Genomic DNA, 26,606 nt, shown 5'->3' on the forward strand with positions numbered 1-26,606 from the left:
AGGGCGACCACCGGCCGCGGACGGCGCGGCAGTCGCCCTCTCCCCCGTCACCTTCCCCGTACGTCCCCTACAGCGCCTTCTCCAGCCGCTCCGCCATCAGCTTCACGAAGCGGGCCGGCTCCTTCGGCTGGCCGCCCTCCGCGAGGACCGCGAGGCCGTACAACAGCTCGGCGGTGTCGGCGAGTTCGGCGCCGTCACCCTGCTCGGCGTACGCATCGTTGAGGCCCTTGACCAGGGCGTGGCCGGGGTTGAGTTCGAGGATGCGCTTGGCCCGGGGGACCTCCTGGCCCATGGCGCGGTACATGTTCTCCAGGGCCGGGGTCAGGTCGTGCGCGTCGGAGACGACGCAGGCCGGGGAGACGGTGAGCCGGGAGGACAGCCGGACCTCCTTGACGTCGTCCTCCAGCCGCTTGCCCATCCACTCCAGCAGACCGGCGTACGCCTCGTTGCGCTTCTCCCGCTCCTCGTCGGCGCCCTCGTCCTCGTTCTTCGCGTCGAGGTCGAACTCGCCCTTGGCGACGGAGCGCAGCTTCTTGCCCTCGTACTCGCCGACCGCGTCGACCCACACCTCGTCCACGGCGTCGGTGAGCAGCAGCACCTCGATGCCGCGGTCGCGGAACGCCTCCATGTGCGGGGAGTTCTCGATGGCCTGGCGGGACTCGCCGGTCAGGTAGAAGATGTCGTCCTGGCCGTCCTGCATCCGCTCCAGGTACTGCCCCAGCGTGGTCGGCTCGCTCTCGTGGTGCGTGCTCGCGAACGAGGAGACGGCGAGGAGGGCCTCGCGGTTCTCCGCGTCGGTGACCAGGCCCTCCTTGAGGACGGTGCCGAACTCCCGCCAGAACGTGGCGTAGCGGTCCGACTCCTCGCCCGTCAGGTCCTTGACGGTGGAGAGGACCTTCTTCGTCAGCCGGCGCCGCATCATCTCGATGTGGCGGTCCTGCTGGAGGATCTCGCGGGAGACGTTGAGCGAGAGGTCGGCCGCGTCGACGACGCCCTTGACGAAGCGGAGGTACGGCGGCAGCAGCGCCTCGCAGTCGTCCATGATGAACACGCGCTTGACGTAGAGCTGTACACCCCGCCGGAAGTCCCGGGTGAACAGGTCGTGGGGTGCGTGCTCGGGCACGAAGAGCAGCGCCTGGTACTCGAAGGTGCCCTCCGCCTGGAGCCGGATGGTCTCCAGCGGGTCGCGCCAGTCGTGGCCGATGTGCTTGTACAGCTCGTGGTACTCGTCGTCGGTGACCTGGTCGCGCGGCCGGGCCCAGAGCGCCTTCATGGAGTTGAGGGTCTCGGGCGCCTGCTCGGCGTCGTCGCCCGCGCCCTGGGCGTTCATCCTGATCGGCCAGGTGATGAAGTCCGAGTACCGCTTGACGATCTCCCTGATCTTCCAGGGGGAGGCGTAGTCGTGGAGCTGGTTCTCCGGGTCGGCGGGCTTGAGGTGCAGGGTGACCGAGGTGCCCTGCGGCGCGTCCTCGACGCTGGTCAGGGTGTACGTCCCCTCCCCGCGCGAGGTCCAGCGGGTGCCCTGGCTCTCGCCGGCCCGCCGGGTCACCAGGGTCACCTCGTCGGCCACCATGAAGCCGGAGTAGAAGCCCACGCCGAACTGGCCGATGAGCCCCTCCTCACCGGCCGCGTCCTTGGACTCCCGCAGCTCGCGCAGGAATTCGGCGGTGCCGGAGTTGGCGATGGTACCGATGAGCCGGCCGACCTCGTCGTACGACATACCGATGCCGTTGTCCCGCACCGTGAGCGTGCGGGCGTCACTGTCGATGTCCAACTCGATGTGCAGGTCGGACACCTCGACGTCGAGCGCGTCGTCCCGCAGTTTCTCCAGGCGCAGCTTGTCCAGCGCGTCGGACGCGTTGGAGACGAGCTCGCGCAGAAAGACATCCTTGTTCGAGTACACGGAGTGGATCATCAGCTGGAGCAGCTGACGGGCCTCCACCTGAAACTCAAACGTCTGCGTCGACATGTTCGCGGATACCTCACAGGTCCTGTCGTCCGAACGGGGCGCCAGACACTCTAAAACACCATGTCGGAGCGGAGGGTCGCATCAGGCCCACAAGGACTGGGCGAGGGCGGCGCCCAGGAAGGCCGCGCCGAGTCCGGCGACGATGCTCGCGACGACGTTGGCGGCGGCGAAGAAGCGCGCCCCGTCCTCCGCGAGCCGCAGCGTCTCGTAGGAGAAGGTGGAGTACGTGGTCAGCGCCCCGCACAGCCCGGTGCCGATCAGCAGCTGGAAGTCCGAGGACACCCCGCCCGCGACGACCACCCCGGTGATCAGGCCGAGGACGAGGCTGCCGACGACGTTGACGGTGAAGGTGCCCCAGGGGAAGACGGTGTCGTGTCTGGACTGCACGGTGCGGTCGGTCAGGTAGCGCAGGGGGGCGCCGACCACGGCTCCGGCGATGACCAGCAGCCAGTTCACGAACTCTCCTTCTCGTCATGGCCGCCCGGGCACACGATCTCGCAGTGGTCGACGGTCACGAGGCCCTCCCCGACCAGCTCGTCGAGCTGGGGCAGGAAGGCCCGGACGCGTTCCTCGGTGTCGACGATGACCACGGCCACCGGCAGGTCCTCGCTGAGGGACAGCAGCCGGCTGGTGTGGATCAGGGACGTCGCCCCGAATCCCTCCACGCCCCGGAACACGCTGGCGCCGGCCAGCCCCGCCCGGTGCGCGCGGTGCACGATCTCGGCAAAGAGGGGCTTGTGGTGCCACATGTCGTCCTCGCCGACGAGGACCGTGAGCCGGGCGCCGGGAACGGTCGTTGTCATGATGTTCTCCACTCGATGACGCGCCGGGTGAGGTGCGCGGTGGTCCAGACGGCCGCGAGGGCGCCGAGCGCGGTCGCGACGAGGTCGAGCAGGCCGGTGGTGGCCCGGCCGGTGTCGGTCAGGCGCTCGATGTCCACGGTGTAGGTGGAGAAGGTGGTGAACCCGCCGAGCACGCCGGTGCCGAAGAAGGGTCTGACCAGGCGGTGCCCGGCCCCGAGGTCGGTGATGACGACCATGAAGACGCCGATGACGGCGCAGCCGCCGACGTTCACCCAGAACGTGGTCCACGGGAAGGCGCCGGTCGCGGTCGGCCACAGCAGCGCGGTGGCGTAGCGGGCGCAGGCCCCGAGGGCGCCGCCGACGGCGATGGCCGCGAGAACGGGTCCCTGGGTGCGCCACGGCAGGCGCCGACGCGCCCGTGCGGGCCGCACGAGGCCGGCCGCATCGCGTTCGGTGGCTTCGTTCAGCGCGGTCCGCTCTGCCACATGGGCCTCCTCGTACAGGACGCCCGGGCATGCCAGGGCGCACTTCGTCATAAGGAGGGACCATTGGCGGCGACATTGCCGCGGTTGGGTACGGCGGGACCCACCGCCGTGCGGGGACCGAGGTCGCGCCGCGTCACCAGGATAGCGCGAAGCGGTTCGGCCCGGTGTCGCGCCCGGCATCCGAGACGGCGCCCCGGGCCGGGGTGATTGCCGCGGGGCGGCGCGCTGCTCATCATGTCGGGATGCGCTTCTCCGTGAACGTACCGAACTTCGGCGACTTCGCCGACCCCCGTGCCGTCGCGACCGTGGCCGTCGCCGCCGAACAGGCGGGCTGGGACGGGCTGTTCGTCTGGGACCACGTGCTGCACCGCCGCCACCAGGGGCGGCCCTTCGGCGACCCCTGGATGCTGCTGACGGCGGCCGCCCTCGCGACCTCCCGGCTCCGCCTGGGCACGCTGCTGACGCCGGTGCCCCGGTACCGTCCGCAGCAACTGGCCCGGCAGGTAGCCACGTTGGACCAGGTGAGCGGCGGACGGGTGATCTTCGGGGCGGGTCTGGGCGGGCCGGTCGAGGACGAGTACGAGAGCTTCGGCGACACCGCCGCGCCGCGCGAGCTGGCCGGGCGGCTGGACGAGGGCCTGGAACTGCTGGCCCGCTTCTGGTCCGGCGAGCCGGTGGACCACCGGGGCCCGCACTACACAGCCCGGGACGTGACCCTGCTGCCCGCCACCGTCCAGCGGCCCCGCCCGCCCGTCTGGATCGGCGGGTTCTGGCCGCGCCGCGCGCCCATGCGCCGGGCGGCGCGCTGGGACGGCGCCGCGCCGCTCTTCGAGAACGCCCGGCACGGGCGGGCCCCGGACGTGACCGAGGTGCGGGAGCTGATCGACTACGTGCGTGAGCATCGTACGGCCGAGGGCGACCGCCCCTTCGAGTTCGTCCTCGGCGGGGTCACCCCGGCGGACCCGGCCGGGGCCAGGGACGTGCTCGGTCCGCTGCGGGACGCCGGCGCCACCTGGTGGGACGAGCGGCAGTTCGCCGACGGGCCCGATCTGGACCGGCTGGAGCCGGTGCTGCGGCGGGTGGAGGCGGGGCCGCCGACGCTCTGACGCTCCCACCAGAACCGGCGACCACCTGCGCCCCCGGCGAACACCTGCACCCCTGGCGAACCGAATAGCAGAATTGCGAAAGTTCGCAATTGGTTAGATGCTATGTTCGTTGTATTCGCCGAGGAGAAGTCGAGGGATCGTGTCGGTTCCGCTGTACCAGGCGAAGGCCGAGTTCTTCCGGATGCTCGGCCACCCCGTACGGATACGGGTCCTTGAACTGCTCCAGGACGGGCCGCGGCCGGTCCGCGAGCTGCTCGCCGCCATAGAGGTGGAGCCCTCCAGCCTCTCCCAGCAGCTGGCGGTGCTGCGCCGCTCGGGGATCGTCACCTCCACCCGCGAGGGCTCGACGGTCGTCTACCAGCTGTCCGGCGGTGACGTGGCCGACCTGATGCGGGCCGCCCGCCGCATCCTCACCGAGATGCTCACCGGGCAGCACGAACTCCTCGCCGAACTGCGGGAAGCCGAGGTCTCCGCCCGATGAGCAGCGCCCTCACCCGGGGCGCACGGGCCGTGCGCACCCGGATCACCTCCCTGCTGCCCGGCCGCGCCGACCTCGTGGCGGTACGGCGCGATCCGCGCCGGGACCTCCTCGCGGGCCTCACCGTCGCGATCGTCGCGCTCCCCCTCGCCCTCGGCTTCGGCGTCTCCTCCGGGCTCGGCGCCGAGGCGGGCCTGGCCACCGCGGTGGTCGCGGGCGCGGTCGCGGCCGTGTTCGGCGGTTCGAACCTCCAGGTGTCGGGGCCGACCGGCGCCATGACCGTCGTCCTGGTGCCGATCGTGGGCCGGTACGGGCCCACCGGGGTGCTGACCGTCGGCCTGATGGCGGGTGTCCTGCTGATCGCGCTGGCCGCGCTGCGCGCCGGGAAGTACATGCGGTACGTGCCCGCGCCCGTCGTGGAGGGCTTCACCCTCGGCATCGCCTGTGTGATCGGGCTCCAGCAGGTGCCGCACGCGCTCGGCGTGCCCCCGCCCGAGGGCGACAAGGTGCTGGTGGTGGCCTGGCGGGCGGTCGAGGAGTTCGCGCAGGCGCCGAACTGGACCGCCGTGGGTCTCGCGCTCGGCGTGGCCGCGGTGATGCTGCTCGGCGCCCGGTGGCGGCCCACGGTCCCCTTCTCCGTCCTCGCCGTGATCGCCGCGACCGTCGTCGCCCGGCTCGCCCGCCTGGACGCGGCCGAGCCGATCGGCGCCCTGCCGTCCGGGCTGCCCGCGCCCTCCCTCGCCTTCCTCCACCTCGGCGACCTGGGCTCCCTGGTGGCGCCCGCCGTGGCCGTCGCCGCGCTGGCCGCCCTGGAGTCGCTGCTGTCGGCGTCGGTCGCGGACGGCATGACCGTGGGGCAGCGGCACGACCCGGACCGCGAGCTGTTCGGCCAGGGGCTGGCCAACATCGCCGCCCCGCTGTTCGGCGGCGTACCGGCCACCGGCGCGATCGCGCGTACGGCGGTCAACGTACGGACCGGAGCCGGCTCCCGCACCGCCGCGTTCACCCATGCCGTGGTCCTCGCGGTGATCGTCTTCGCCGCCTCGCCGCTGGTCGCGAAGATCCCGCTGGCCGCCCTCGCGGGGGTGCTGCTGGCCACCGCGGTGCGCATGGTCGAGGTCGGCTCGCTGAGGGCCATGGCCGGAGCGACCCGCTCGGACGCCGTGATCCTCGCCCTGACCTCGGTCGCCACCCTCGCCCTCGACCTCGTCCACGCCGTGATCATCGGTCTCGCCGCGGCCGGTGTTCTCGCGCTGCGGGCCGTGGCCCGACAGGCCCGCCTCGACCGGGTGCCGCTGGACCGGGGCGACCACAGCGCGGAGGAGCACGCGCTGCTCGCCGAGCACATCGTGGCGTACCGGCTCGACGGGCCGCTGTTCTTCGCCGGTGCGCACCGCTTCCTGCTGGAGCTGACCGAGGTCGCCGACGTCCGGGTGGTGATCCTGCGCATGTCGCGGGTGTCGACCATCGACGCCACCGGCGCCCTGGTGCTGAAGGACGCGGTGGAGAAGCTGCGCCGGCGCGGCATCGTCGTCCTGGCCTCCGGCATACGGCCCGGACAGCTGCGCGTCCTCGACTCGGTCGGCGCGCTGGAGCTGCTGCGGCCCGACGGCCGGGACTTCGCCACCACCCCCGAGGCGATCCGGGCGGCCCGCGGCCACCTGGCGGGCGTCGTGCCCGCGCCGCCCGCGCGGCCGGCCGCCCCGGCGACCGGCGGGGAAGCCGTCCGGTGAACGGGACGGCCGACACGGCAGACCACCACCGAGGCCCGACGGAGCGATGATGTCCCAGGCCCTTCAGGCCCTTCCCCACCGCCATGTGCTCACCCTGCCCGCCGTCCCCACGGCGGTACGCGTCGCGCGGGAGACCGCCGAACAGGCCCTCGTGGAGTGGGGCATCGGGCTGCGCCACCGCGCCGTGGACCCGGCGCTGCTGATCCTCAGCGAGCTGGTCACCAACAGCGTCCGGCACGCGGCCCAGGTCTCCCCCGAGGTCACCGTCATCTACGCGGCGGCCCACGACTGCTTCGCCTTCGCCGTGCACGACCGCCACCCCCACCGGCCGCAGCTGCGCACCGCGCTCACCGGAGCGGGCGGCCTGGCCACCGTGATGGAGCTGGTCCTCCAGCTGGGCGGCACCGCGGTGGTCCGCGCGGACGCCGACGGCGAGGGCAAGAGCATCTGGATCACCCTGCCCCTGTAGCACCGACCGAGCTACCGGCCGATCCCCTGTGCAGACGACTGCGACACCGTGAGGTGGTCAAGCGCTGAAGGTCAAGCGGGCCTGAACCGGCCCTGGGCTCCGGCATGTTGTCCGAGATCCGGACCTCCGGCAGGAACGTCGATCCGGGCGGTCCGGTGCGCGGCGCCGCGCGGCCACAGCACCTCCACGTCGACGCCGTGGCTGCGGGCGTAGGCCACCAAGTGGGCTGTGGCGTCACGGCCGTTGGAGGGTGAGCCGTCCCAGACGGCCAGCACCCGGGCGCAGGAGCGGACCAGGGCCTCGTCCGCGCCGATGCAGGAGGCGCGGTCGGCGGGGTCGTACTCCACCAGGCGCACCAGCTGGGAGAGCAGCAGCAGTTCGCCGGCCGCCGTGCGGTCCGGCTCGGGGACGCCGGCGGGCACCCCCCTGCGGGAGGGCAGCACCGTCACCATGGCCAGCCCCGCCGCGCGCGCGGCCCGTCCGAACGCCACGGGCAGGCCCTTGCCGGCCCGGACCAGTCCGGCGCGGCCGGTGCGGGCGCGGTCGGCCAGCCGCGAGCACAGCTCCTCCTCCAGGAGGGCCAGCGTCGGCACGGTGAGATCCGGATGTCCGACGACGGCGATCACTCCTGGGTTTCCCTTCCTCGCATGCGCCGATCATCGTCATGCGCGGGCGCCGGGCACAGGGGCCTGTCGGGCGGGATTTCGGGGCCGGACGGCCCATGGACGGGGCGCCCGTGCCCCTGCCGGCAGGGGCACGGCGGAGGCCCTGGGGAATCGGCCGGTTTCGTGGCCCCGGAACGATCTGTGCGGTAGTTTGAGACGCAGTGAGACGCAGGTCACACCCACCGCACAGGCACAGGCGATCCGTGGTGATCAGGGGAGGTTCTGGTTGACCCCGGCACAGCTGCGGGCGTTCTCGGCGACCGTCCGGCTCGGCTCCGTGAAGGCAGCGGCGGCGGACCTCGCGGTGACCGAGGCCGCCGTCTCGCTGCACATCGCCCATCTGCGCCGGGAGCTCGGCGACAAGCTGTTCACGCGCACGGGCAGCGGGCTGGCGTTCACCCCGGGCGGGCTGCGGCTCGCCAGCCGCGCGGCGCAGATGCTGGGCCTCCAGGACCAGACCGTGCTGGAGGTGCAGCAGGCCGGCTCGGGGCGGCGGCTGCTGCGGGTCGCCACGTCGAGCCTGTTCGCCGAGTACGCGGCGCCCGGTCTGATCGAACTCTTCGCGGGGCGGGCCGACGACCTCGACGTGGAACTGAGCGTGCACGATCCGCAGCGCTTCCCGCTGCTGCTGACGGAACGGGCGGTGGACGTGGCCATCGGGCCCCGGCCCGCCACCGTGGACGCCACGATGAGCTGTACGCATTTCCTCAACTACCAGATGATCGCGGTCGTCGGCGCCGGCCACCCGCTCGCCGCCCGCACCGGCCCGGCCGGGGTGGCGGAGCTGCGCGAGCAGACCTGGCTGCTCGGGCCCTCGGCGGTGGGGCGGGCCGGGATAGTGCCGTCCGTACTGCGGCGGCTCCAGATCCCCGAGGACCGCCAGCGGATCTTCCAGAGCCACACCGCGGCGGTGGACGAGGCGAAGCACGGCGCCGGGGTGGCGCTCGCGGTGACGTTCGCGGTCGGCAAGGACCTCGCCGACGGCGACCTGCGGCAGATCGGCGGCCCCCAACTGCCCGCGCGCGGCTCCTGGAACCTCCTCGCCCTCGGCGACCGCGAGGCCCCGCCGGCCGCCGCCGAACTCCGCCGCTTCGTCACGACTCCGCGCGCCACCCAGGCGATGCTGCGCGGCGCGGGGGTCACGGCGGGCCGGTTCCGTCCGGCGATCCATGTGACGCTGTGGAGCTGAGCCGCGGCGTCACCGCCGCGGTTCGATCAGGATCTTCCCGTCCGGGCGCCCGGCGGCGGGAGCCCTGAGATGGTCGGCGAGCGCGCCGGGTCCGACGCGGTGCGCGACGGCCGTGCGCGGCCGGCCCCGGCGCGGCTGGCCGAAGACCGGGGCGAACAGCTCGGGCAGCCGTCACCGGCCGTCCCCATGGACGGTGGCACGCAGCCGGGACAACTCCACGCGCGCTCCCCCGGCTTCGGTGAAGCGGTGCGCGGGCAGCGGCGTTCCCGAGAGCAGCCCGTAGTGGACGAACACGCCGTCGCCCGAGGTGAGCGCGCACACGTCGGCGCCCGACTCGCCGCCGACGCGGTCGTACGTCACGTCGGTCCCCCGGGGTCCGGTCAGCGCCCGCAGCCGCTCCCGCCACCCGGGCTCGTTCGTCCGGAGCACGGCCCGCCACCGGGACGGCTCGGCAACCGTCCGCCCCGGCGTTCCGCGCACCACCCCGACCGGCGCGACACCGCGCTCGGTCAGGAGTTCCGCCAGGTGGCCGCCGATGGCCGACGTCGCGGCCCTGACCACCACGGCGCGCACGCCCGGCCGGCGGAACCGGTCGACCGTCGTCACGGCGGGCACGCCCGGCCCGGCGGCCTCGATCACACCGACGCCGTCGAACCCCGGGACCGGCGGGAACGAGGTCCGGGTCCCGTAGGCGCCCGAGACGGCGACCTCGTCGGAGAGGTGGACGGTCGACGCCGGCATGCGCACCACGACCTCGCCCGCGCCGGGCGCCTCGGAGCCGTCGACCTCGCGTACGGCAAGGACGTCGGCGAGGCGGCCGGGCGAGTCGACAACGGCGGCCGGCATCGACGGCCTCCCTTTCCTGCACATGTCACATAGGTCCGGTCCAGAACGGTCCGGTCCTATGAGCGCCGAGAGCCGCCGCGTCCGCTCAGCCGGGCCACCTCCGGGGCCACCCGCAGCAGGTCGGCGAACGTGTCCGCCGGGAGGAGCAGGTCGATGTACGGGAGCGCGGCGGTCATCGTCGTCGTACGGGGGGCGTAACCGGGCGCGCCCGCGCGGGGGTTGAGCCAGACGACCGTATGGGCGCGGCGGCGCAGCCGGGCCATGGCCGCGGCGAGGCGTTCGGGCGGGTCGCCGTCCCAGCCGTCGGAGGCGATCAGGACGACCGCGCCGCGCAGCGCGCCCCCGTGGTGGGAGGCGAGCAGGGTCTCCAGGCAGTGCGCGATCCTGGTGCCGCCGAACCGGTCCGCGACCCGCTGCGACGCCTCCTCGAACGCCGTCTCGGCCGAGCGGTGCGCGAGCACCCGGGTGAGCCGGGTCAGCGAGGTGGCGAAGGCGAACACCTCGGCCCGGGTGGTCAGCGCGAGCGCCCGCATCAGATGCAGATACGCCACCGCCTGCGCCTGCATCGACCGGCTCACGTCGCACAGCACCACCACCCGCCGGGGCCGGTCCAGGGGCCCGGTGCGCACCAGGCGCACGGGTTCCCAGCCGGTGCGCCGGGAGCGGGCCACCGTCTCCCGGATCGCCACCCGGGGGCCGCCCGGACGCCGCGCGTACCGGCGGGAGCGGCGCGTCGGCCACTGCCGCAGCCCCGTCTCCAGCCACTGCCCGAGCAGCGCCGCCTCCCGCTCGCCCAGCCGCTCGAACGGCGTGTCCACGGCAGCGGCCAGCCCGGTCGGCAGCCGCTGCGGCACGGTCAGTACGTGCTCCTCGCCCGGCTCGGCCGCCCCCACCACCGGCGGCAGCGTCACCCACGGCAGCCCCGCGTCCTCCACCGGGTCGCCGGACGCGCCCGCGGGCAGCGGGGCGCGTACGTCGTCCCCGGCCGGCGGCACGGCGCCCCGGCCGGTGCGGCGGGCCTGCGGGTCCAGGGACAGCACGGCGTCCCCGAACACCGCGTCGAAGACCTCGTCGAAGGGGGCGAGGTACGGCTGGTCGCGGACCAGGGTGACCCGGGCCGTCCAGTACAGGGCGGACCGCGTCGCGGGCCATGCGGCGGCCAGCGCGCGCACGAAGTCCCGGGCCGCGGTCAGGCCCACGGGCACGCCTCGGCTCCGCAGCCGGTCGGCGAGCGCCACGGCGAACGCGGCCCGGTCGACGGCGGGCAGGAACGGCTCGGCCGGCGTCATCGCACGCGCTCCGGTGTCACCGCCCCGCCGGGCTCAGTGCACCGCCCAGTAGATCACCACACCGACGACGACCGCGCCGACGGCCACCGGCACGAGCCGCTTGTACACCGACTTCCCGGCGTACTGCATCAGGTCCAGGGGCTCGTTCTCCGCTACGGGCGGCCGCGGTCGGGTGGCCGTGCGGGGCGCGGCGGCGGACGCGGGCCGAGAGGGCGGTGAGGGCCGTACGGCGGGAGCGTCGGCGTCGGCCGGCCCGCCGGCGGTCCGCTCGGCGGCCGGACCCTCGGCAGCCGCCGGCTCGGCGTTGGTGGCGGACGAGGTCGCGGACGCGGCGGTCGGGGCCGTGGTCCCCGCAGAGCCCCCCGGTGCCTCCGGTGCCTCCGATGTCGCCGGTGTCTTCGCTGTCTCCGGTGCCCCCGCTGCCGTCGGTTCCGGCTTGTGCAGCAGTTGCTCCTCCACGTTCGCCACGAACTGCGCGAACAGCTTCTCGGAGATCTCTTTGATCATGCCGCTGCCGAACTGGGCCAGTTTCCCGCTGATGTTGAGGTCGGTGCTGACGCTCACGGCGGTGCCCGTGCCGTCGGGCCGCAGCCGGGCGTGCACGGTCGCGGAGGCGTTGCCCTGGCCCCGGGTGTCCTTGCCGGCGGCGCTGATGACCGCGCTGTGGCTCGCCTCGTCCTGTTCGGTGAAGCGGGCGGTGCCCTGGAACTGGCTGATCACCGGCCCCACTTTGACCTTCACCTTCCCACGGTAGACATCGCCGTCGACCCCGGTGAGCTGGGCGCCGGGCATGCAGGGGGCGAGGCTCTCCAGATCGGTGAGCGCCTGCCAGGCCCGCTCCAGGGGCGCGTCCACCCGGAACTCGTTGTCGATCTTCATGGCTTACGGTCTCCTCGCTTCTTCGGGGTAGCCGAGCTCGCCGAGCGCCCCGGTGATGGCGGTGCGGTCGTCGGGGCTCTTGGCGACCGCGCTGAGGGTGCTGATCACATCGCGGCGGGCCAGCCGGGACACGCGCAGCGCGGCGAGCGCGGAGACCCAGTCGATCGTCTCCGCCATGCCCGGCGCCTTGTCCAGGTCCAGTGCGCGGACCCGGCCGATGAACGCGGTGGCGGACGCGATCAGCGGTTCGTTCGCGGCGGGCACCGAGCGGCGCAGGATCTCCGCCGCGCGCTCGGGGCCGGGATAGTCGATCCAGTGGTAGAGGCAGCGGCGGCGCAGCGCGTCGTGCAGTTCGCGGCTGCGGTTGGAGGTGAGGACCACCACCGGGGGCCGGGCGGCGGCGAAGGTGCCCAGCTCCGGGATGGTGATGCTCCACTCACCCAGGAACTCGAAGAGCAGCGCCTCGAATTCGTCGTCCGCGCGGTCGATCTCGTCGATCAGGAGTACGGGCGGCAGCGGTCCCTGTTCGCGTACGGCGCGCAGCAGCGGCCGGTCCAGCAGGAACTCCTCGGTGAACAGGTCGGCGTCGGCCAGGCGCTCCCCGCGTGCCTCGGTGAGCCGTACGGCGAGCAGCTGGCGCTGGTAGTTCCACTCGTACAGCGCCTCGCCGGCCGTCAGCCCCTCGTAGCACTGGAGGCGGATCAGCGGGGTGGCGAGGGCCTCGGCGAGCGACTTGGCCGCGCTGGTCTTGCCGACGCCCGGCTCGCCCTCCAGGAGCAGCGGGCGGTCGAGGACGGTGGCGAGGTAGAGGGCGGTGGCGGTGCCCTCGTCCACGAGGTGGCCGACCTCGGCGAGGCGGCGCCGTACGTCCTCGGCGTCAGGGAAGAGTCCGCTCACGCCTCAGCTCACCAGCCCCGCCGCGTAGCGGTCCCGGCAGCCGGTGCCGCAGAACCAGAACTCCTTCTCCCCGGCGGTGAGATGCGGAGCGCCGGCGGTGACGGTGACCGTCATCCCGCACACCGGGTCGACGACCTGGGCCGGCTGTTCGGGCAGGGCCGTCGGCGGTGGCGCGTCGCGCGCGCGTACGGACTCCACCACCTCCGCCAGGATGGACAGCGCCACCTCGGGTGCCGTGCGGGCGCCGATGTCGAGACCGGCCGGGGTGTGCACGCGGGCCCGCTCCGCCTCACCGAGGCCGAGTTCGTCCAGCAGGGCGGCGCCCCGGCGGCGGCTGGCGACCAGCGCGATGTGCGGGACGTCCGCGTCCAGGGCGGCGCGCAGCGCCTCGGCGTCGCCCCGGCCCTGCCCGGCCACGATCACCGCTCCGGTGTACTCGGCGGGCGGCCCGTCGGGCAAAGAGCGCGCGGTGGCGTAGCCGAGGACGTCGGCGAGGGCGATGAACGCCTCCGCGATCGGGGTGGTGCCGACGACCTCGATCAGCGGCGGCGGCAGCACCGGCTCCAGGAAGATCTCCAGCGCCCCGCCGGACAGACAGGGGTTGACGACCACCTTGGCGCCCGGGGTGTCCGGGAAGGCCACCTCGCCCGCGGGCAGCACCCGCAGCAGCAGCGGTCCGCCGCCGTTGAGGGCGCCGAGCGCCGCCGTGCGCACCGAGCCCTCGGCGCACATCCCGCCGACGAATCCGTCGATCGTGCCGTCGCCGTACACGATCGCCTCGTCGCCCGGGTGCGCGGACGCGGGCGCCTGAGCGCGCACCACGCGGGCGTGCACGAACGGCACGCGCCGCTGGGCCAGTTCGAGCGCTCGCGCGCTCACCGTCTTGGGCACCCCGGTCACCTCCTCGACTCCGTCACCGTCTCCTGTGCGCGCCATCGGCTCAGATCGGCGGGAGGGGCCGGCCCCGCATCGCCTCCCAGACCCGGGAGGGGGTCAGGGGCATGTCCGCGTGCCGGATGCCGAACGGGGAGAGCGCGTCGACCACCGCGTTGACGATCGCGGGCGGCGAGCCGACGGTCGCGGACTCGCCCACGCCCTTGGCGCCGATCGGGTGGTGCGGGGAGGGGGTGACCGTGAACCCCGTCTCCCAGTCGGGCACTTCGAGGGCGGTCGGGATGAGGTAGTCCATCAGGGAGCCGCTGAGGCAGTTGCCGTCCTCGTCGAAGGCGATCATCTCCATCAGCGCCATGCCGACGCCGTCGGTGAGCCCGCCGTGCACCTGGCCCTCGATGATCATCGGGTTGATCCGGGTGCCGCAGTCGTCCACCGCCACGAACCGCCGTACCGTCACCTTCGCGGTGCCCGGGTCGATGTCGACCACGCAGATGTAGGCGCCGTGCGGATAGGTGAGGTTCTCCGGGTTGTAGCAGATCTGCGCCTCCAGGCCGCCCTCGACGCCCTCCGGCAGATCGCCCGCGCCGTGCGCCCGCATCGCGATGTCCTGGATGGTCACCGAGGCGTTCGGGTCGCCCGCCACCGTGAAGGAGCCCTTCTCCCACTCCAGGTCGGCGACCGAGACCTCCAGCATGCCGGAGGCGATCAGCCGCGCCTTGTCGCGGACCTTGCGGGCGACCAGGGCGGCGGCCGCGCCGGAGACCGGGGTGGAGCGACTGCCGTACGTGCCGAGGCCGAAGGGGGTCTGGTCGGTGTCGCCGTGCACGACCTCGATGTCCTGCGGGGGGATGCCGAGTTCCTCGGCGACGATCTGCGCGAACGTCGTCTCGTGGCCCTGCCCCTGGGTCTGCACCGACAGCCGTACGACGGCCTTTCCGGTGGGGTGCACCCGCAGTTCGCAGCCGTCGGCCATGCCGAGGCCGAGGATGTCCATGTCCTTGCGGGGTCCGGCGCCGACCGCCTCGGTGAAGAAGGACACGCCGATGCCCATGATCTCGCCGCGGGCCCGCTTCTCGGCCTGTTCGGCGCGCAACTCGTCGTATCCGGCGATTTGTTTGGCCAGTTCCATGGTCGGGGCGTAGTTCCCGGAGTCGTACACCCAGCCGGTCTTGGTGCGGTAGGGGAACTGCTCGGGGCGGATGAAGTTCCTCATCCGCAACTCGACCGGTTCCATGCGGAGTTCGGCGGCGAGGCAGTCGACGATCCGCTCGACCAGGTAGACCGCCTCGGTGATGCGGAAGGAGCAGGCGTACGCCACCCCGCCCGGCGCCTTGTTGGTGTAGACGGCCGTCATCTTGCAGTAGGCCGCCTCCAGGTCGTAGCTGCCGGTGAAGACGCCGAAGAAGCCGGCCGGGTACTTCACGGGCGCGGCGACTCCGTTGAACGCGCCGTGGTCGGCCAGCACGTTGGTGCGGACGGCGAGGATCTTTCCCTCGCGGGTGGCCGCGATCTCGCCGCGCATGATGTAGTCGCGGGCGAAGCCGGTGCTGATCAGGTTCTCCGCGCGGTCCTCCATCCACTTCACCGGCTTGCCGGTGAGCAGCGAGCCGACGATCGCGCACACGTAACCCGGGTAGATCGGCACCTTGTTGCCGAAGCCGCCGCCGATGTCCGGGGAGACCACGCGGATCTTGTGCTCGGGCAGTCCGGCGACGATCGCGTACAGGGTGCGGTGGGCGTGCGGGGCCTGGGTGGTGGACCACAGGGTCAGCTTGCCGTCGACCGCGTCGTAGTCGGCGACCGCGCCGCAGGTCTCCATGGGCGCCGGGTGCACCCTCGGGTAGACGATGTCCTGCGAGACGACGACGTCCGCGCGCCGGAACACCTCGTCGGTGGCGGCCGCGTCGCCGGTCTCCCAGTCGAAGACGTGGTTGTCGGCCTTGCCCTCCAGATCGTCGCGGATGACCGGCGCCCCGGGCGCGAGCGCGGTGCGTACGTCGATCACCGGGTCCAGCGGTTCGTACTCGACGTCGATCAGTTCGAGGGCGTCGCGGGCCGCGTACCGGTCCTCGGCGACGACGAAGGCGACCTCCTGGCCCTGGAAGCGGACCTTGTCGGTGGCGAGGACGGCCTGTACGTCGTTCGACAGGGTCGGCATCCAGGCCAGGCCCTTCTCGGCGAGCATCGCGCCGGTGACCACCAGACGGACCTTGGGGTGGGCCTCGGCGAGGGTGGTGTCGACGGAGAGGACGCGGGCGTGGGCGAACGGGGAGCGCAGGATCGCCAGGTGGAGCATGCCGGGCAGCTGGAGATCGTCCACATAGCGGCCCCGGCCCCGGACGAAGCGGGGGTCCTCCTTGCGCAGCATCCGGCCGTGGCCGTTGGGCTTTTGGTCGTTGTCGACGAAGGCGGTGCGGCGGCCGTTGGCGGCGACGGTGGTCATGAGGCGCTCCCCGAGGCCGACGCGACGGACTGCTCGACGGGCTGTCCGACGGGCTGTTCACGGGGGTCGGCCGGTACGGCGGTCCGCTCGGGCTCCTCGGCGGTGGTGCGGGTGCCGGCCTGTTCGGCGGCGGCCCAGCGGATCGAGCGGACGATGGTGGCGTAGCCGGTGCAGCGGCAGATCTGGCCGGAGATGGCCTCGCGGATCTCCTCGTCGGAGGGGTCCGGGTGCCGGTCGAGCAGGGCGCGGGCGGTCATCATCATGCCGGGCGTGCAGAAGCCGCACTGGAGCCCGTGGCATTCCATGAACCCGCGCTGGATCGGGTCGAGTTCGCCGTTCTGCTCCAGGCCCTCGACGGTGCGTACCTCGTGGCCGCCCGCCATCGCGGCCAGGACCGTACAGGACTTGACGGGTTCGTCGTCCAGCCAGACCACGCAGGTGCCGCAGTTGCTGGTGTCGCAGCCCCAGTGGGTGCCGGTCAGCTGGAGGTGGTCGCGCAGGAAGTGCACCAGCAGCAGCCGGCCCTCGATCTCCCGGGTGACCTCTTCGCCGTTGACGGTCATGGTGACCTGCACGATCACACCTCCTGTCCGTTGATCCGGGCCGCGGCCCGGCGCAGTACGCGCATCGTCAGCTCGCGGGCCAGATGCCGCTTGTACTCGGCGCCGCCGCGCCGGTCGGTGACCGGGGAGCAGGACTCGGCCGCGAGATCGCCGGCCCGCGCCCACAGCTCCTCGGCGGCCGGCCGGCCGCGCAGGGCGTCGGCGATCCCGGGGATGCCGGCGGTGTTCGGCCCGACGGCGGCGAGGCCGACCCGGGCGTCCGCGATCAGCCCGGACCCGTCCAGCCAGAGCGCCGCGCCCGCCGAGACGACCGCCCAGTCCCCGGCGCGCCGCTCGACCTTCTCGTAGGCGCTGGAGCCGCGCGGGCGGACCGGGAAGCGGACCTCGGTGAGGATCTCGGCGTCGCCGACGGCGGTCTCGTACGGGCCCTGGTGGAAGTCCTCCATGGAGACCACGCGCTCGCCGTCCATGCCGCGGATGACGCAGGACGCGTCCAGCGTGGTGCACACCGCCGACAGGTCCTCCGAGGGGTCCGCCTGGCACAGGGAGCCGCCCAGGGTGCCCCGGTTGCGCACGACCGGGTCGGCGATCACCCGTTCGGCGTCGCGGAAGATCGGGAAGGCGGCGGCGAGTTCGTCGGACTCCAGCAGTTCGCGGTGCCGGGTCATCGCGCCGATGCGGATCAGACCGGGCTCGGCGCGGATGTAGCCCAGCTCGTCGTGCAGCTCATTGATATCGATCAAATACTCGAAATTGGCCAGCCTGAGTTTCATCATCGGGATGAGGCTGTGCCCGCCGGCCACCAGCCGGGCGGTGTCGCCGAGCCGGTCCAGGAGCGTGACCGCCTCGTCCACCGTGCCCACCCGCTGGTACTCGAACGGAGCGGGAACCTGCATGCCGCACTCCCCTGTCTCGCCCGGCGGGCAGCCGGGCGCGTCGGGCGCCGTTGTCCAAAGATCATTGCGCCTCCGTCCGCGCGGGGTGTCAATCGCTGCTTAAGCCTTTGCTTAACTTGCTCGGCAGGGAGGGCGCGGTCACTTAAGCGAAGACTTAAGCTGCCGTTGACATGCGACGGACGGCCTTCGCATGATCCGGACGCCGGGCGGGTGAATCCGCTGCCGCGGGCGTTCGGCCCAGGGCCCGGACGCCGAGGCCCGGCCCGTCGTACGGCCTGCGCGGCGGCCCGGACGGGTATGCGGTGGGTGTGGCGGTGGCGGTCGCCGCCGAAGGAGGCACACGGATGCGGGACATCGCGGAGGGCCTCTCCTCCTGGAGCGCGTCGGGCAAGCGATTCGCGGTGGCGACGGTCGTACGGACCTGGAAGTCGGCGCCGCGCCAGGCGGGCTCGTCGCTGGCGGTCGCCGAGGACGGCGAGGTGATCGGGAGCGTCTCGGGCGGCTGCGTGGAGGGCGCGGTGTACGAGCTGGCGCGCGAGGTCCTGGAGAGCGGCGAGCCCGCGCTCGTGACCTACGGCGTCAGCGACGATGACGCCCTTGCGGTGGGTCTGACCTGCGGCGGGATCATCGAGATCCTGGTCCGTCCGGCGGGCGCGGGGCGCTTTCCGGGGCTGCCGGAGGTGCTGGCGGCGATGGGCGCGGGGCGGCCGGTGGCGGTGGTGTCACCGCTGCCGGACGAGGGCGGCGGCGCGGAGCCGGATCCCACGGCCGCGCCCGCCGGTCAGCTGATCGTCACGCCCTCCGGTGCGCGGGGGACGCTCGGCGACGCCCGTCTCGACGCCGCCGTGGTGGAGCGGGCGCAGGGGCTGCTGGCGCAGGGCGGTACCGGGGTGGTGCGGGTCGGGCGCGCGGGCGAGGAGCGGCGCGACGACGTCGCCGTGTTCGTGGAGTCCTTCGCGCCGCCGCCGCGGATGCTGGTGTTCGGCGCCATCGACTTCGCGTCCGCGGTGGCCCGGATCGGCAAGTTCCTCGGCTATCACGTCACCGTGTGCGACGCCCGCCCGGTGTTCGCCACCCGCCGCCGCTTCCCGGACGCGGACGAGCTGGTGGTGGACTGGCCGCACCGGTATCTGGAGTCGACCGAGGTGGACGAGAACACGGTGATCTGCGTCCTCACCCACGACCCGAAGTTCGATGTGCCGCTGCTCCAGCGGGCGCTGCGCACGCCCGCCCGCTACATCGGCGCGATGGGCAGCCGCCGTACCCACGAGGACCGGCTGCGGCGGCTGCGCGAGGAGGGCATGAGCGAGGCGGAGCTGTCCCGGCTGTCCGCACCGATCGGGCTCGACCTGGGCGCCCGTACCCCGGAGGAGACGGCGGTGGCCATCATGGCGGAGGTCATCGCCCTGCGGTGGGGCGGCACGGGACGGCGGCTGGTGGAGACGACCCCGCTTCCGATCCACCGCTGACAGCCGGCCGCGCCCGCCGGAACTCGGAGGCCGGCAACTCGACGCAGCCGGAGAAGAGCATCTCGTCACGGCCCAGGCCCGCGAAGAGGCGCGAGACGCGGCGGGCGACGTCCGCAGCCATCGGACCGACGCGGGCGAACACCCGGACACATCCGGCCCCGGCCCCATCCACCTCCATCCGCGCCCAGATCCAGCCTCACCGCGCCCCCGGCGACGGACCCACCCCGCCTCGCCCCGACCCCCCGGCGCAGCCCCTGTCCGGCGACGGCCTCCGTACCCCGCGCCCCGGGCCCGAAGGCCCGGGGGCGGGAACCTCGGGGTCAGCCCGGGAAGAGGATCTCGTCGCGGCCGAGGTTCGCGAAGACGCCCGAGACGCGGCGGGCGATGTCCGCGGCCGTCAGGCCGACGCGGGCGAGCACCCGGCCGCGTTCGGCGTGGCCGAGGAACTCGGCGGGGACGCCGAAGTCCCGTACGGGAACGTCCACTTCGGCGTCGCGCAGGGCCTGGGCTACGGCACCGCCGACGCCCCCGGCCCGCACGCCGTCCTCCACGGTGACCACGAGCCGGTGCCGGGCGGCGATGCCGGGCAGGGCCGCGTTCACCGGCTTGATCCAGCGCGGGTCGAGAACGGTTGCGCCGATGCCCTGCTCGGCGAGGCGGTCGGCGACCTCCAGGCACATCGGGGCGAGCGCGCCGACGGAGACGACCAGGACGTCGGCGCCCTGTTCGGCGGAGCCCCGGAGCACGTCCATGCCGGACACGGCGGACACGGCGGCCACCCCGGGACCGACGGTGCCCTTGGAGTAGCGCACCACCGTGGGGCCGTCCGCGACCTCGACGGCCTCGCGCAGCTGGGCGCGCAGTTGGCTCGCGTCGCGCGGCGCGGCGATGCGCAGGCCCGGGACGACCTGGAGGACGGCCATGTCCCACATGCCGTTGTGGGAGGCGCCGTCGACGCCGGTGATGCCCGCGCGGTCGAGCATGAAGGTCACCGGGCAGCGGTGCAGGGCCACGTCCATCAGGAGCTGGTCGAAGCAGCGGTTGAGGAAGGTGGCGTAGACGGCGACGACCGGGTGCAGCCCCGCCGTGGCGAGGCCCGCCGCGCAGGTGGCGGCGTGCTGCTCGGCGATGCCGACGTCGAAGAAGCGATCCGGGAAGCGCTCGGCGAAGGGCGCGAGACCGGTGGAGCTCCGCATGGCCGCGGTGATCGCCACGATGTCCTCGCGCTCGGCGCCGAGCCGGACCAGTTCCTCGCCGAAGACGCCGGTCCAGTCCTCGCCCGCGACGGCGACCGGCTTGCCGGTGTCGGGGTCGATCACCTTCACCTGGTGGAAACGCTCGTCGGACTCCTCGGCGAAGCTGTAGCCGCGGCCCTTCTCGGTGATGCAGTGCACGATGACCGGCCCGCCGAACCGCTTGGCCCGGGACAGCGCCGACTCCAGCGCCTCGGTGTCATGGCCGTCGATCGGGCCGACGTACTTCAGGCCCAGGTCCTCGAACATGCCCTGCGGGGCGATGAAGTCCTTCAAACCCTTCTTGGCGCCGTGCAGCGCGTCGTAGACCGAGCGGCCGACGATCGGGGTGCGGTCGAGGACGGCCTTGGTGCGCTCCAGGAACTGCTCGTATCCGTCCGTGGTGCGCAGGGCGGCCAGGTGGCTGGCGAGGCCGCCGATGGTGGGGTTGTACGAGTGACCGTTGTCGTTGACCACGATGACCAGGGGGAGCGTCTTGTCGGCGGCGATGTTGTTCAGCGCCTCCCAGGTCATGCCGCCGGTGAGCGCGCCGTCGCCGACCACGGCGACCACCGAGCGGTCGCGCCGGCCGGTCAGGCGGTCGGCCTTGGCGATGCCGTCGGCCCAGCTCAGGGCGGCGGAGGCGTGCTGGTTCTCCACGATGTCGTGCGGCGACTCGGCGCGGCTCGGGTAGCCCGAAAGACCGCCCTCCTGGCGGAGCCCGGCGAAGTCCTGGCGGCCGGTCAGCAGCTTGTGCACATACGTCTGGTGGCCGACGTCGAAGACGATGCGGTCCTTCGGAGACTCGAAGACCCGGTGCAGTGCGATGGTCAGTTCGACGACGCCCAGGTTCGGCCCCAGATGCCCGCCCGTGCGGGAGACGGCGTCGATGAGGAACGCGCGGATCTCCCCCGCCAGCGTGCCCAGTTCGGCGGCGTCGAGCTTCTTCAGGTCCTGCGGGCCGTGGATCGTCTCCAGAACGCCCATGCGTCATTCTCCTTCGGCACTGCGGATAGGGAATGCGGGAGGTGACAGGCTATCAATTCGCCATATTTGGGAGGTCGGTCCGGGGTCGGCCCGGGGGGTCCGGGGTCGGCCCGAGGTGGGCCCGGGACCCGGCCCGAGGTGGGTCCGACGCGGGCGCGCCCCCCGGAGACAGGTAGTGGAATATTGAACTACCTGGTGCCGTTGTGCCCGCCGGGGAGGAACCGAAGGAGGCACCCGATGGAGACAACGACGGAGACGTACTACGACCACGGCACCCCGGCCGAGCGCTGGGAGCGCGCGCAGGCGTTCTTCGCGGCCAAGGACTACGCGGGGGCGGCGCGCGTACTGGCCGCCCTCGTGGCGGAGGTGCCGGAGCAGACCGGGCCCCGGCTGCTGCTGGCCCGCGCCTACTACCACTCGGCGCAGCTGCGGCGGGCCGAGGACCAGTTGCGGGTGATCGTGGCACGCGACCCGGTGGAGCACTACGCCCGGCTGATGCTGGGCCGCACGCTCGAACGGCAGTCGCGGCACGAGGAGGCGGCGCGGCATCTGCGGATCGCCTCGGCGCTCGCGGGCGAATTCCCGCAGGGCCGGGACGGCGTGCCGCAGCACTGAGGGGGCGTGCCGCAGCGCCGGGGGCGGCTTCCCGCGGTACCGGGCGCCGAGGCGACGGCTGCCGCCTGCCCGAGCCGGGCCGCCTCGTGCCCGGGCGGGCCACCATGGCATCCTGGCGCGATGGCATCCGAAAATGATCACGCACCGCTCGCCGAACGGGTCGAGGAACTCCTCGCCGCCGGCGGCCCCTTGCCCATCGTCGCCGCAGGCCGGCCGGTGCTGCGCCGCCCCACCGAGGCGTACGACGGCCAGCTCGGCCCCGCCCTGCTGGCCCGCTTCGTCGAGGCGCTGCGCCTGACCATGCACGCCGCGCCCGGCGTGGGCCTGGCCGCGCCCCAGGTGGGCGTGGAGCTGCGGATCGCGGTCGTGGAGGACCCGGCGCCGGTGCCGGGGGAGATCGCCGAGATCCGGGGCCGGCACCCGCTGCCCTTCCGGGTGCTGGTCAACCCGGCGTACGAGCCCGTCGGCACGGCACGCGTGGCGTTCTTCGAGGGCTGCCTCAGCGTGCCCGGCTGGCAGGCGGTGGTGGCCCGGCACACCGAGGTGCGGCTGCGCGCCGAGGACGAGCAGGGGCGCCCGGTGGACGAGGTGTTCACCGGGTGGCCCGCCCGCATCGTGCAGCACGAGACGGACCACCTCGACGGCATGCTCTACCTCGACCGCGCCGAGCTGCGCTCGCTGTCCACCAACGAGGCGGTAGCCGCCCTGTGGTCCCAGCCGACCCCGGCCACGGCGGCGGCCACCCTCGGCTTCGAACTGCCGTAAGAAGCCCCTCAGTTGTCCCGGTACGCCTCCAGCAGCCGCAGCCAGACCTCGCTGAGGGTCGGGTACGAGGGGACCACGTGCCACAGGCGGCTGATCGGGACGTGGGCCGCGACGGCGAGCGTGGCCGAGTGGATGAGTTCGCCGACACCGGGGCCGACGAAGGTGACGCCCCGCAGGATCTCGTCCTCGAGGTCCACGACCATGCGGGCGCGGCCCTTGTAGCCGTCGCCGTACAGGGCCGCCCCGGCGACGGAGGAGAACTCCACGTCGACCGCGCGGACCCGGTGGCCGGCCTCCTCCGCCTCGGCGAGGGAGAGCCCGACCGCGGCGGCCTCGGGGTCGGTGAACACGACCTGCGGTACGGCCTCGTGGTCGGCGGTGGCCGCGTGCGGACCCCAAGGGCCGTCCAGCAGCGGGGTGCCGGCCGCGCGGGCGCCGATGGCGGCGCCCGCGATACGGGCCTGGTACTTGCCCTGGTGGGTGAGGAGCGCGCGGTGGTTGACGTCACCGGCGGCGTACAGCCAGTCGGTCCCGGTGACCCGCAGGGTGTCGTCGGTCTCCAGCCAGGAACCGGGCTCCAGGCCGACGCTGCCGAGGCCGATGTCGTCGGTCTGCGGGACGCGGCCGGTGGCGAAGAGGATCTCGTCGGCCTCGAACCTCTCACCCGTGCGGGTGAGGGCCACCACGGTGCCGTTCTCCCGCGTGACGGACGTGACGGAGGCGCCCGTACGCACGTCCACCCCGGCCTCGATGAGCGCCTCGGCGATCAGTTCCCCGGCGAACGGCTCCATGCGGCCGAGCAGGCCCTTGCCGCGCACCAGCAGGGTCACCCGGGAGCCGAGCGCCGCCCAGGCGGTGGCCATCTCGGTGGCGACGACACCGCCGCCGACGACGAGCAGCCGGCCCGGGGCCGTGTCCGCGCTGGTGGCCTCCCGGCTGGTCCACGGCCGCACCTCGGCGAGTCCGGGCAGGTCGGGCAGCTGGGCGCGGGTGCCGGTGCAGACCACGACGGCGTGCCGGGCGGTGAGCGTGGTGACACTGCCGTCGGACACGGTGACGCCGACCGTGCGCGGCCCGGTGAGGCGGCCGTGGCCCCGGTAGAGGTCGGCGCCGATGCCCTCCACCCAGTCGACCTGCCCGTCGTCCTGCCAGTGGGAGGTGAAGTTGTCGCGGCGCTCCAGCACGGCCGGGGTGTCGAGGGGGCCCTGGACCGCTCCGGCGAGGCCGGGCAGCCGGCGGGCGTCGGCCTGGGCGATGACCGGCCTGAGCAGCGCCTTGCTGGGCATGCACGCCCAGTAGGAGCACTCGCCGCCGACCAGTTCGCTCTCCACGATCGCGGTGGTGAGGCCGGCCGCGCGGGTGCGGTCGGCGACGTTCTCCCCCACGGGCCCGGCCCCGAGCACCACGACGTCGTACGCGATGGTTTCCGATTCCGTCGTTTCCGTCATGGGGTCAGTCTGGTGGGTGGTGTGCGCTGCGGCCACATGGGTACGAGCGCGCACACGGGCGCCCGGTGCGCGAGAGGCATCCGGGTGCGCCTCAGCAGTGCCCGCCACAGCGCGGGCTCGGCCCGGAATAGGCGGCCCAGCAGCCGTGTTTCCGCCGTCGGCACACCCCCGGACCAGGAAGTGGGAACCAGGCCATGAGCAGCACCGTGGAACTGACCAAGGACAACTTCGACCAGACGGTCACGGACAACGATTTCGTGCTCATCGATTTCTGGGCGTCCTGGTGCGGTCCGTGCCGGCAGTTCGCGCCGGTGTACGAGAAGGCCGCCGAGGAGAATCCGGACCTGGTGTTCGGCAAGGTGGACACCGAGGCGCAGCCGGAGCTGGCGCAGGCGTTCGGCATCCAGTCGATCCCGACGCTGATGATCGTGCGGGACCGGGTGGCGGTGTTCGCCCAGCCGGGCGCGCTGCCCGAGGCGGCCCTCACGGACGTCATCGGCCAGGCCCGCAAGCTGGACATGGACGAGGTCCGCAAGAGCATCGCCGCCCAGGAGGGCCAGGCGCAGTAGCCGCCTCGGGGGCGGCCCGGGTTCACTCGGGGGCGGCCCGCGTTCAGGTGGACTCGCGCCGTACGACCGAGGAGCCGAGGACCCGGTGCACCTCGGGTTCGCCGGCCGGGTCGCGCACCGCGCGGTCGACCAGGGCGGCGAGGTCGCGGCCCGAGGGCAGTTCGATGCGGACGGTGGTCAGCCGGGGCCGCAGCAGCCGGCCGAGCATCAGATCGTCGGCGCCGATCACGGCCACGTCCTCGGGGATGCGCCGGCCCGCGTCCTGGAGGGCCCGCATCAACAGCATGGCGTACTCGTCGTTGTAGGCGAACACCGCGTCCAGATCGGGCCACGCCGCCGCGAGTTCGGCGGCGGCCTGCTCGGTGTAGGTGAGCGGCACGCCGAGGACGCTCGCCCCGGTGCCGCGCAGCGCCTGCCGGGCGCCGGCGAGCCGGGGTCTGGAATAGACCTCCAGTCCGGGCGCCTCGGGTACGACGACCCCGATCCGGCGCCTGCCGCGTTCGTACAGGTGGGCGGCCGCGCACCGGCCCACGGCGTCATGGTCCATCAGCAGGGCGTGGGCGCCCTCGACGCGTTCGGGGCCGAGGGTGACGACCGCCCGGGCGCCGGAGCGTTTGAGGATGGCGACGCCGCGCGGGCCGATCCCGGTGCCGGGCACCAGGACGGCCACGGGGCGTAACTCGGCCCAGGCGCGGGCGGCTTCGTCGCCCTGGAGGCCGAAGGAGCCGTACTGGACGACGGTGTAGTCGAGCCGGCCCAGGGCGCTCTGGACCTCGTTGAGGAACGCGCTGTAGAGGGGTCCGAAGGGGATCGCCGGGGCCGGCATGAGGACGGTACGGCTGTGTCCCGCGCGCAGGCTGCGGGCGGCCGCGTGGGGGACATAGCCCAGTTCTCGCGCCGCCTCGTGGACGCGCCGCCGGGTGGGTTCGCTGATCCGCACGGTGTCGGTGTTGTTGAGCACGTAGGACACGGTCGCGCGCGAGACGCCGGCCAGGCGGGCCACATCGGCACTCGTGGGAGTGTTCGGTATCTGCACCATGACAGCCGCATCTTGGCAGAGCCGTCCGCGCGGGTGGCGGGCGGGGGAATGTGATTCGCTTTTGGACCAACTCCCGTGCACGCACAGGCTGTTCGACCCCTTGTCAGGCGGGCGGCCGCGTGCACGTCACCCGTGCGACGAGGTCCACCCAGGCCGTCTCCAGGCGGGCCATGGGCATCTGGCGCTGCCGCGTCAGATGGTGGATGAGCGCCGGGTCCAGGGAGGCCAGCAGGGTCTGGGACAGCAGTTCGCAGTCCGCGTCCGGCACGATCTGGCGCAGCAGCATGGTGACGTGGGTGCGCAGCGCCTGCGTCGCGGGGTGGGAGAAGCGGCGGCACGCCTCGGGCTGGGCGGCGAGTTGCAGTTCCAGCTGCTCGGCCGAGCGGTAGAGCACCGCGATGCCGAACGCCCGCAGCCGCTCCAGGGGCGGCGCGCCGGGGCCGAGCGGCGGGGGTCCGCCGAGGAAGTCGGCCTGGAGTCGCCGGCCCGAGTGGTCGAGCAGGGCCGTCAGCAGCCCGGTGCGGTCGCCGAAGCGCCGGAACACCGTGCCCTTGCCGACCTTGGCCGCGGCGGCGACGGCCTCCATGGTGACGCCGGCCACGCCGTGCTCCGCGATCAGGCGGGCGGCCGCCTCCAGCAGCCGGGCCCGGTTGCGGGCCGCGTCGGCGCGCAGGCAGGGCTCCTCGGGAGCCGTGCCGAGCTCCAGCAGGGGTGGCGCGTCGGAGGGCTCCTGCGGCGTCGGGAAGGGCTGCGGCGCGCTGGACATGAAGACAGGGTAAAGCACCGGGAACAGAACTGGACCCCGGTCCGTTTAGGGTGGTAGAAATTTAAACGGACCTTGGTCCGGATCGTAACGGCGATGTTTCAGCCCCTGGAGA

The 26,606-nt window shown here is 73.3% G+C and carries 26 protein-coding genes; 9 read left to right on the plus strand and 17 right to left on the minus strand.

Annotated features, from left to right (window positions below; translation table 11 throughout):
• Window positions 1–67: 67 nt before the first annotated feature.
• From htpG to GHR20_RS02850, 4 genes are all read right to left on the minus strand, one after another.
• Window positions 68–1,969, minus strand: a complete 1,902-nt coding sequence (htpG, locus tag GHR20_RS02835) for a molecular chaperone HtpG (RefSeq protein WP_153812077.1) — start codon at window positions 1,967–1,969, stop codon at window positions 68–70.
• A gap of 81 nt (window positions 1,970–2,050) precedes the next feature.
• Complete coding sequence (crcB, locus tag GHR20_RS02840) at window positions 2,051–2,425, minus strand: fluoride efflux transporter CrcB (protein WP_153812078.1); 375 nt, start codon at window positions 2,423–2,425, stop codon at window positions 2,051–2,053.
• Window positions 2,422–2,772 (minus strand): DUF190 domain-containing protein, encoded by a 351-nt coding sequence (locus GHR20_RS02845; RefSeq protein WP_111585020.1) that lies wholly within the window; start codon window positions 2,770–2,772, stop codon window positions 2,422–2,424. Before GHR20_RS02845 ends, crcB begins: the two co-directional genes overlap by 4 nt.
• The gene (locus tag GHR20_RS02850; protein WP_153812079.1) at window positions 2,769–3,308 is read right to left on the minus strand and encodes a CrcB family protein; all 540 of its coding nucleotides are present in this window, start codon (window positions 3,306–3,308) and stop codon (window positions 2,769–2,771) included. Before GHR20_RS02850 ends, GHR20_RS02845 begins: the two co-directional genes overlap by 4 nt.
• Window positions 3,309–3,499: 191 nt before the next feature.
• Between GHR20_RS02850 and GHR20_RS02855 the strand changes: the two genes are divergently transcribed.
• The 4 genes from GHR20_RS02855 (at window position 3,500) to GHR20_RS02870 (ending at window position 7,043) form a co-directional block, all read left to right on the plus strand.
• Complete coding sequence (locus GHR20_RS02855; RefSeq protein ID WP_153812080.1) at window positions 3,500–4,363, plus strand: LLM class flavin-dependent oxidoreductase; 864 nt, start codon at window positions 3,500–3,502, stop codon at window positions 4,361–4,363.
• Between the two features lie 139 nt (window positions 4,364–4,502).
• The gene (locus tag GHR20_RS02860; protein WP_153812081.1) at window positions 4,503–4,844 is read left to right on the plus strand and encodes a metalloregulator ArsR/SmtB family transcription factor; all 342 of its coding nucleotides are present in this window, start codon (window positions 4,503–4,505) and stop codon (window positions 4,842–4,844) included.
• On the plus strand, window positions 4,841–6,574 hold the full coding sequence (locus GHR20_RS02865; RefSeq protein ID WP_153812082.1) for a SulP family inorganic anion transporter: 1,734 nt from the start codon (window positions 4,841–4,843) through the stop codon (window positions 6,572–6,574). The genes GHR20_RS02860 and GHR20_RS02865 overlap by 4 nt, the downstream gene beginning before the upstream one ends.
• 49 nt (window positions 6,575–6,623) lie before the next feature.
• Window positions 6,624–7,043 carry an ATP-binding protein gene (locus tag GHR20_RS02870; RefSeq protein ID WP_111585015.1) on the plus strand — a complete coding sequence of 140 codons (420 nt, stop codon included), beginning with the start codon at window positions 6,624–6,626 and terminating at the stop codon, window positions 7,041–7,043.
• A 71-nt stretch (window positions 7,044–7,114) separates the two neighbouring features.
• Here the strand turns inward: GHR20_RS02870 and GHR20_RS02875 are convergent, their stop codons facing one another.
• Window positions 7,115–7,669, minus strand: a complete 555-nt coding sequence (locus GHR20_RS02875) for a hypothetical protein (protein WP_243877880.1) — start codon at window positions 7,667–7,669, stop codon at window positions 7,115–7,117.
• A 265-nt stretch (window positions 7,670–7,934) separates the two neighbouring features.
• Here GHR20_RS02875 and GHR20_RS02880 point away from each other — a divergent pair, with 265 nt between their 5' ends.
• Window positions 7,935–8,897, plus strand: coding sequence for a LysR family transcriptional regulator (locus GHR20_RS02880; protein WP_148025450.1), 963 nt, complete (start codon window positions 7,935–7,937; stop codon window positions 8,895–8,897).
• A 171-nt stretch (window positions 8,898–9,068) separates the two neighbouring features.
• Here GHR20_RS02880 and GHR20_RS02885 read toward each other — a convergent pair whose 3' ends face one another.
• From GHR20_RS02885 to GHR20_RS02920, 8 genes are read right to left on the minus strand one after another with little or no spacing between them, the layout of a single operon-like run.
• Window positions 9,069–9,743 (minus strand): alcohol dehydrogenase catalytic domain-containing protein, encoded by a 675-nt coding sequence (locus GHR20_RS02885; protein WP_243877882.1) that lies wholly within the window; start codon window positions 9,741–9,743, stop codon window positions 9,069–9,071.
• 56 nt (window positions 9,744–9,799) lie between these two features.
• On the minus strand, window positions 9,800–11,032 hold the full coding sequence (locus tag GHR20_RS02890) for a VWA domain-containing protein (RefSeq protein WP_153812083.1): 1,233 nt from the start codon (window positions 11,030–11,032) through the stop codon (window positions 9,800–9,802).
• 33 nt (window positions 11,033–11,065) lie between these two features.
• Entirely contained in the window at window positions 11,066–11,911 is an 846-nt protein-coding gene (locus GHR20_RS37240; RefSeq protein ID WP_153812084.1) for an SRPBCC family protein, read from the minus strand.
• A 3-nt stretch (window positions 11,912–11,914) separates the two neighbouring features.
• A complete protein-coding gene (locus tag GHR20_RS02900) occupies window positions 11,915–12,808 on the minus strand; it encodes a MoxR family ATPase (RefSeq protein ID WP_111585009.1) in 894 nt (297 codons plus the stop codon).
• 3 nt (window positions 12,809–12,811) lie between these two features.
• On the minus strand, window positions 12,812–13,744 hold the full coding sequence (locus GHR20_RS02905; protein ID WP_148025454.1) for an XdhC family protein: 933 nt from the start codon (window positions 13,742–13,744) through the stop codon (window positions 12,812–12,814).
• 4 nt (window positions 13,745–13,748) lie between these two features.
• Entirely contained in the window at window positions 13,749–16,145 is a 2,397-nt protein-coding gene (locus GHR20_RS02910) for an aerobic carbon-monoxide dehydrogenase large subunit (protein ID WP_153812085.1), read from the minus strand.
• A complete protein-coding gene (locus tag GHR20_RS02915) occupies window positions 16,142–16,726 on the minus strand; it encodes a (2Fe-2S)-binding protein (RefSeq protein WP_275549590.1) in 585 nt (194 codons plus the stop codon). The genes GHR20_RS02910 and GHR20_RS02915 overlap by 4 nt, the downstream gene beginning before the upstream one ends.
• Window positions 16,723–17,604, minus strand: coding sequence for a xanthine dehydrogenase family protein subunit M (locus GHR20_RS02920; RefSeq protein ID WP_153812086.1), 882 nt, complete (start codon window positions 17,602–17,604; stop codon window positions 16,723–16,725). The genes GHR20_RS02915 and GHR20_RS02920 overlap by 4 nt, the downstream gene beginning before the upstream one ends.
• 344 nt (window positions 17,605–17,948) lie before the next feature.
• Here GHR20_RS02920 and GHR20_RS02925 point away from each other — a divergent pair, with 344 nt between their 5' ends.
• Entirely contained in the window at window positions 17,949–19,073 is a 1,125-nt protein-coding gene (locus GHR20_RS02925) for an XdhC/CoxI family protein (RefSeq protein ID WP_153812087.1), read from the plus strand.
• A 320-nt stretch (window positions 19,074–19,393) separates the two neighbouring features.
• Here the strand turns inward: GHR20_RS02925 and dxs are convergent, their stop codons facing one another.
• Window positions 19,394–21,292, minus strand: a complete 1,899-nt coding sequence (gene dxs, locus GHR20_RS02930) for a 1-deoxy-D-xylulose-5-phosphate synthase (RefSeq protein WP_153812088.1) — start codon at window positions 21,290–21,292, stop codon at window positions 19,394–19,396.
• A gap of 237 nt (window positions 21,293–21,529) precedes the next feature.
• Between dxs and GHR20_RS02935 the strand changes: the two genes are divergently transcribed.
• On the plus strand, window positions 21,530–21,907 hold the full coding sequence (locus tag GHR20_RS02935; RefSeq protein WP_148025458.1) for a tetratricopeptide repeat protein: 378 nt from the start codon (window positions 21,530–21,532) through the stop codon (window positions 21,905–21,907).
• Between the two features lie 120 nt (window positions 21,908–22,027).
• Entirely contained in the window at window positions 22,028–22,672 is a 645-nt protein-coding gene (locus GHR20_RS02940; RefSeq protein ID WP_153812089.1) for a peptide deformylase, read from the plus strand.
• Between the two features lie 8 nt (window positions 22,673–22,680).
• Here GHR20_RS02940 and GHR20_RS02945 read toward each other — a convergent pair whose 3' ends face one another.
• Complete coding sequence (locus GHR20_RS02945) at window positions 22,681–24,120, minus strand: NAD(P)/FAD-dependent oxidoreductase (protein WP_153812090.1); 1,440 nt, start codon at window positions 24,118–24,120, stop codon at window positions 22,681–22,683.
• Window positions 24,121–24,314: 194 nt separating this feature from the next.
• Here GHR20_RS02945 and trxA point away from each other — a divergent pair, with 194 nt between their 5' ends.
• Window positions 24,315–24,689 (plus strand): thioredoxin, encoded by a 375-nt coding sequence (trxA, locus tag GHR20_RS02950; RefSeq protein WP_111585000.1) that lies wholly within the window; start codon window positions 24,315–24,317, stop codon window positions 24,687–24,689.
• Window positions 24,690–24,732: 43 nt separating this feature from the next.
• Here the strand turns inward: trxA and GHR20_RS02955 are convergent, their stop codons facing one another.
• On the minus strand, window positions 24,733–25,728 hold the full coding sequence (locus GHR20_RS02955; RefSeq protein WP_153812091.1) for a LacI family DNA-binding transcriptional regulator: 996 nt from the start codon (window positions 25,726–25,728) through the stop codon (window positions 24,733–24,735).
• A gap of 103 nt (window positions 25,729–25,831) precedes the next feature.
• On the minus strand, window positions 25,832–26,512 hold the full coding sequence (locus GHR20_RS02960) for a TetR/AcrR family transcriptional regulator (protein ID WP_187279188.1): 681 nt from the start codon (window positions 26,510–26,512) through the stop codon (window positions 25,832–25,834).
• Between the last annotated feature and the right edge of the window lie 94 nt (window positions 26,513–26,606).

Source organism: Streptomyces sp. SUK 48 (assembly GCF_009650765.1).
Classification (GTDB): domain Bacteria; phylum Actinomycetota; class Actinomycetes; order Streptomycetales; family Streptomycetaceae; genus Streptomyces.

Coding starts and splice junctions, on each gene's coding strand:
- GHR20_RS02945 (WP_153812090.1), bottom strand. CDS start 24,120: ATGACGGAAACGACGGAATCGGAAACCATCGCGTACGACGTCGTGGTG.
- GHR20_RS02890 (WP_153812083.1), bottom strand. CDS start 11,032: ATGACGCCGGCCGAGCCGTTCCTGCCCGCCGTCGACCGGGCCGCGTTC.
- GHR20_RS02905 (WP_148025454.1), bottom strand. CDS start 13,744: ATGGCGCGCACAGGAGACGGTGACGGAGTCGAGGAGGTGACCGGGGTG.
- GHR20_RS02910 (WP_153812085.1), bottom strand. CDS start 16,145: ATGACCACCGTCGCCGCCAACGGCCGCCGCACCGCCTTCGTCGACAAC.
- GHR20_RS02850 (WP_153812079.1), bottom strand. CDS start 3,308: ATGACGAAGTGCGCCCTGGCATGCCCGGGCGTCCTGTACGAGGAGGCC.
- GHR20_RS02940 (WP_153812089.1), top strand. CDS start 22,028: ATGGCATCCGAAAATGATCACGCACCGCTCGCCGAACGGGTCGAGGAA.
- GHR20_RS02935 (WP_148025458.1), top strand. CDS start 21,530: ATGGAGACAACGACGGAGACGTACTACGACCACGGCACCCCGGCCGAG.
- GHR20_RS02955 (WP_153812091.1), bottom strand. CDS start 25,728: ATGGTGCAGATACCGAACACTCCCACGAGTGCCGATGTGGCCCGCCTG.
- dxs (WP_153812088.1), bottom strand. CDS start 21,292: ATGGGCGTTCTGGAGACGATCCACGGCCCGCAGGACCTGAAGAAGCTC.
- trxA (WP_111585000.1), top strand. CDS start 24,315: ATGAGCAGCACCGTGGAACTGACCAAGGACAACTTCGACCAGACGGTC.
- GHR20_RS02855 (WP_153812080.1), top strand. CDS start 3,500: ATGCGCTTCTCCGTGAACGTACCGAACTTCGGCGACTTCGCCGACCCC.
- GHR20_RS02865 (WP_153812082.1), top strand. CDS start 4,841: ATGAGCAGCGCCCTCACCCGGGGCGCACGGGCCGTGCGCACCCGGATC.
- GHR20_RS02870 (WP_111585015.1), top strand. CDS start 6,624: ATGTCCCAGGCCCTTCAGGCCCTTCCCCACCGCCATGTGCTCACCCTG.
- GHR20_RS02920 (WP_153812086.1), bottom strand. CDS start 17,604: ATGCAGGTTCCCGCTCCGTTCGAGTACCAGCGGGTGGGCACGGTGGAC.
- GHR20_RS37240 (WP_153812084.1), bottom strand. CDS start 11,911: ATGAAGATCGACAACGAGTTCCGGGTGGACGCGCCCCTGGAGCGGGCC.
- GHR20_RS02885 (WP_243877882.1), bottom strand. CDS start 9,743: ATGCCGGCCGCCGTTGTCGACTCGCCCGGCCGCCTCGCCGACGTCCTT.
- GHR20_RS02925 (WP_153812087.1), top strand. CDS start 17,949: ATGCGGGACATCGCGGAGGGCCTCTCCTCCTGGAGCGCGTCGGGCAAG.
- htpG (WP_153812077.1), bottom strand. CDS start 1,969: ATGTCGACGCAGACGTTTGAGTTTCAGGTGGAGGCCCGTCAGCTGCTC.
- GHR20_RS02845 (WP_111585020.1), bottom strand. CDS start 2,772: ATGACAACGACCGTTCCCGGCGCCCGGCTCACGGTCCTCGTCGGCGAG.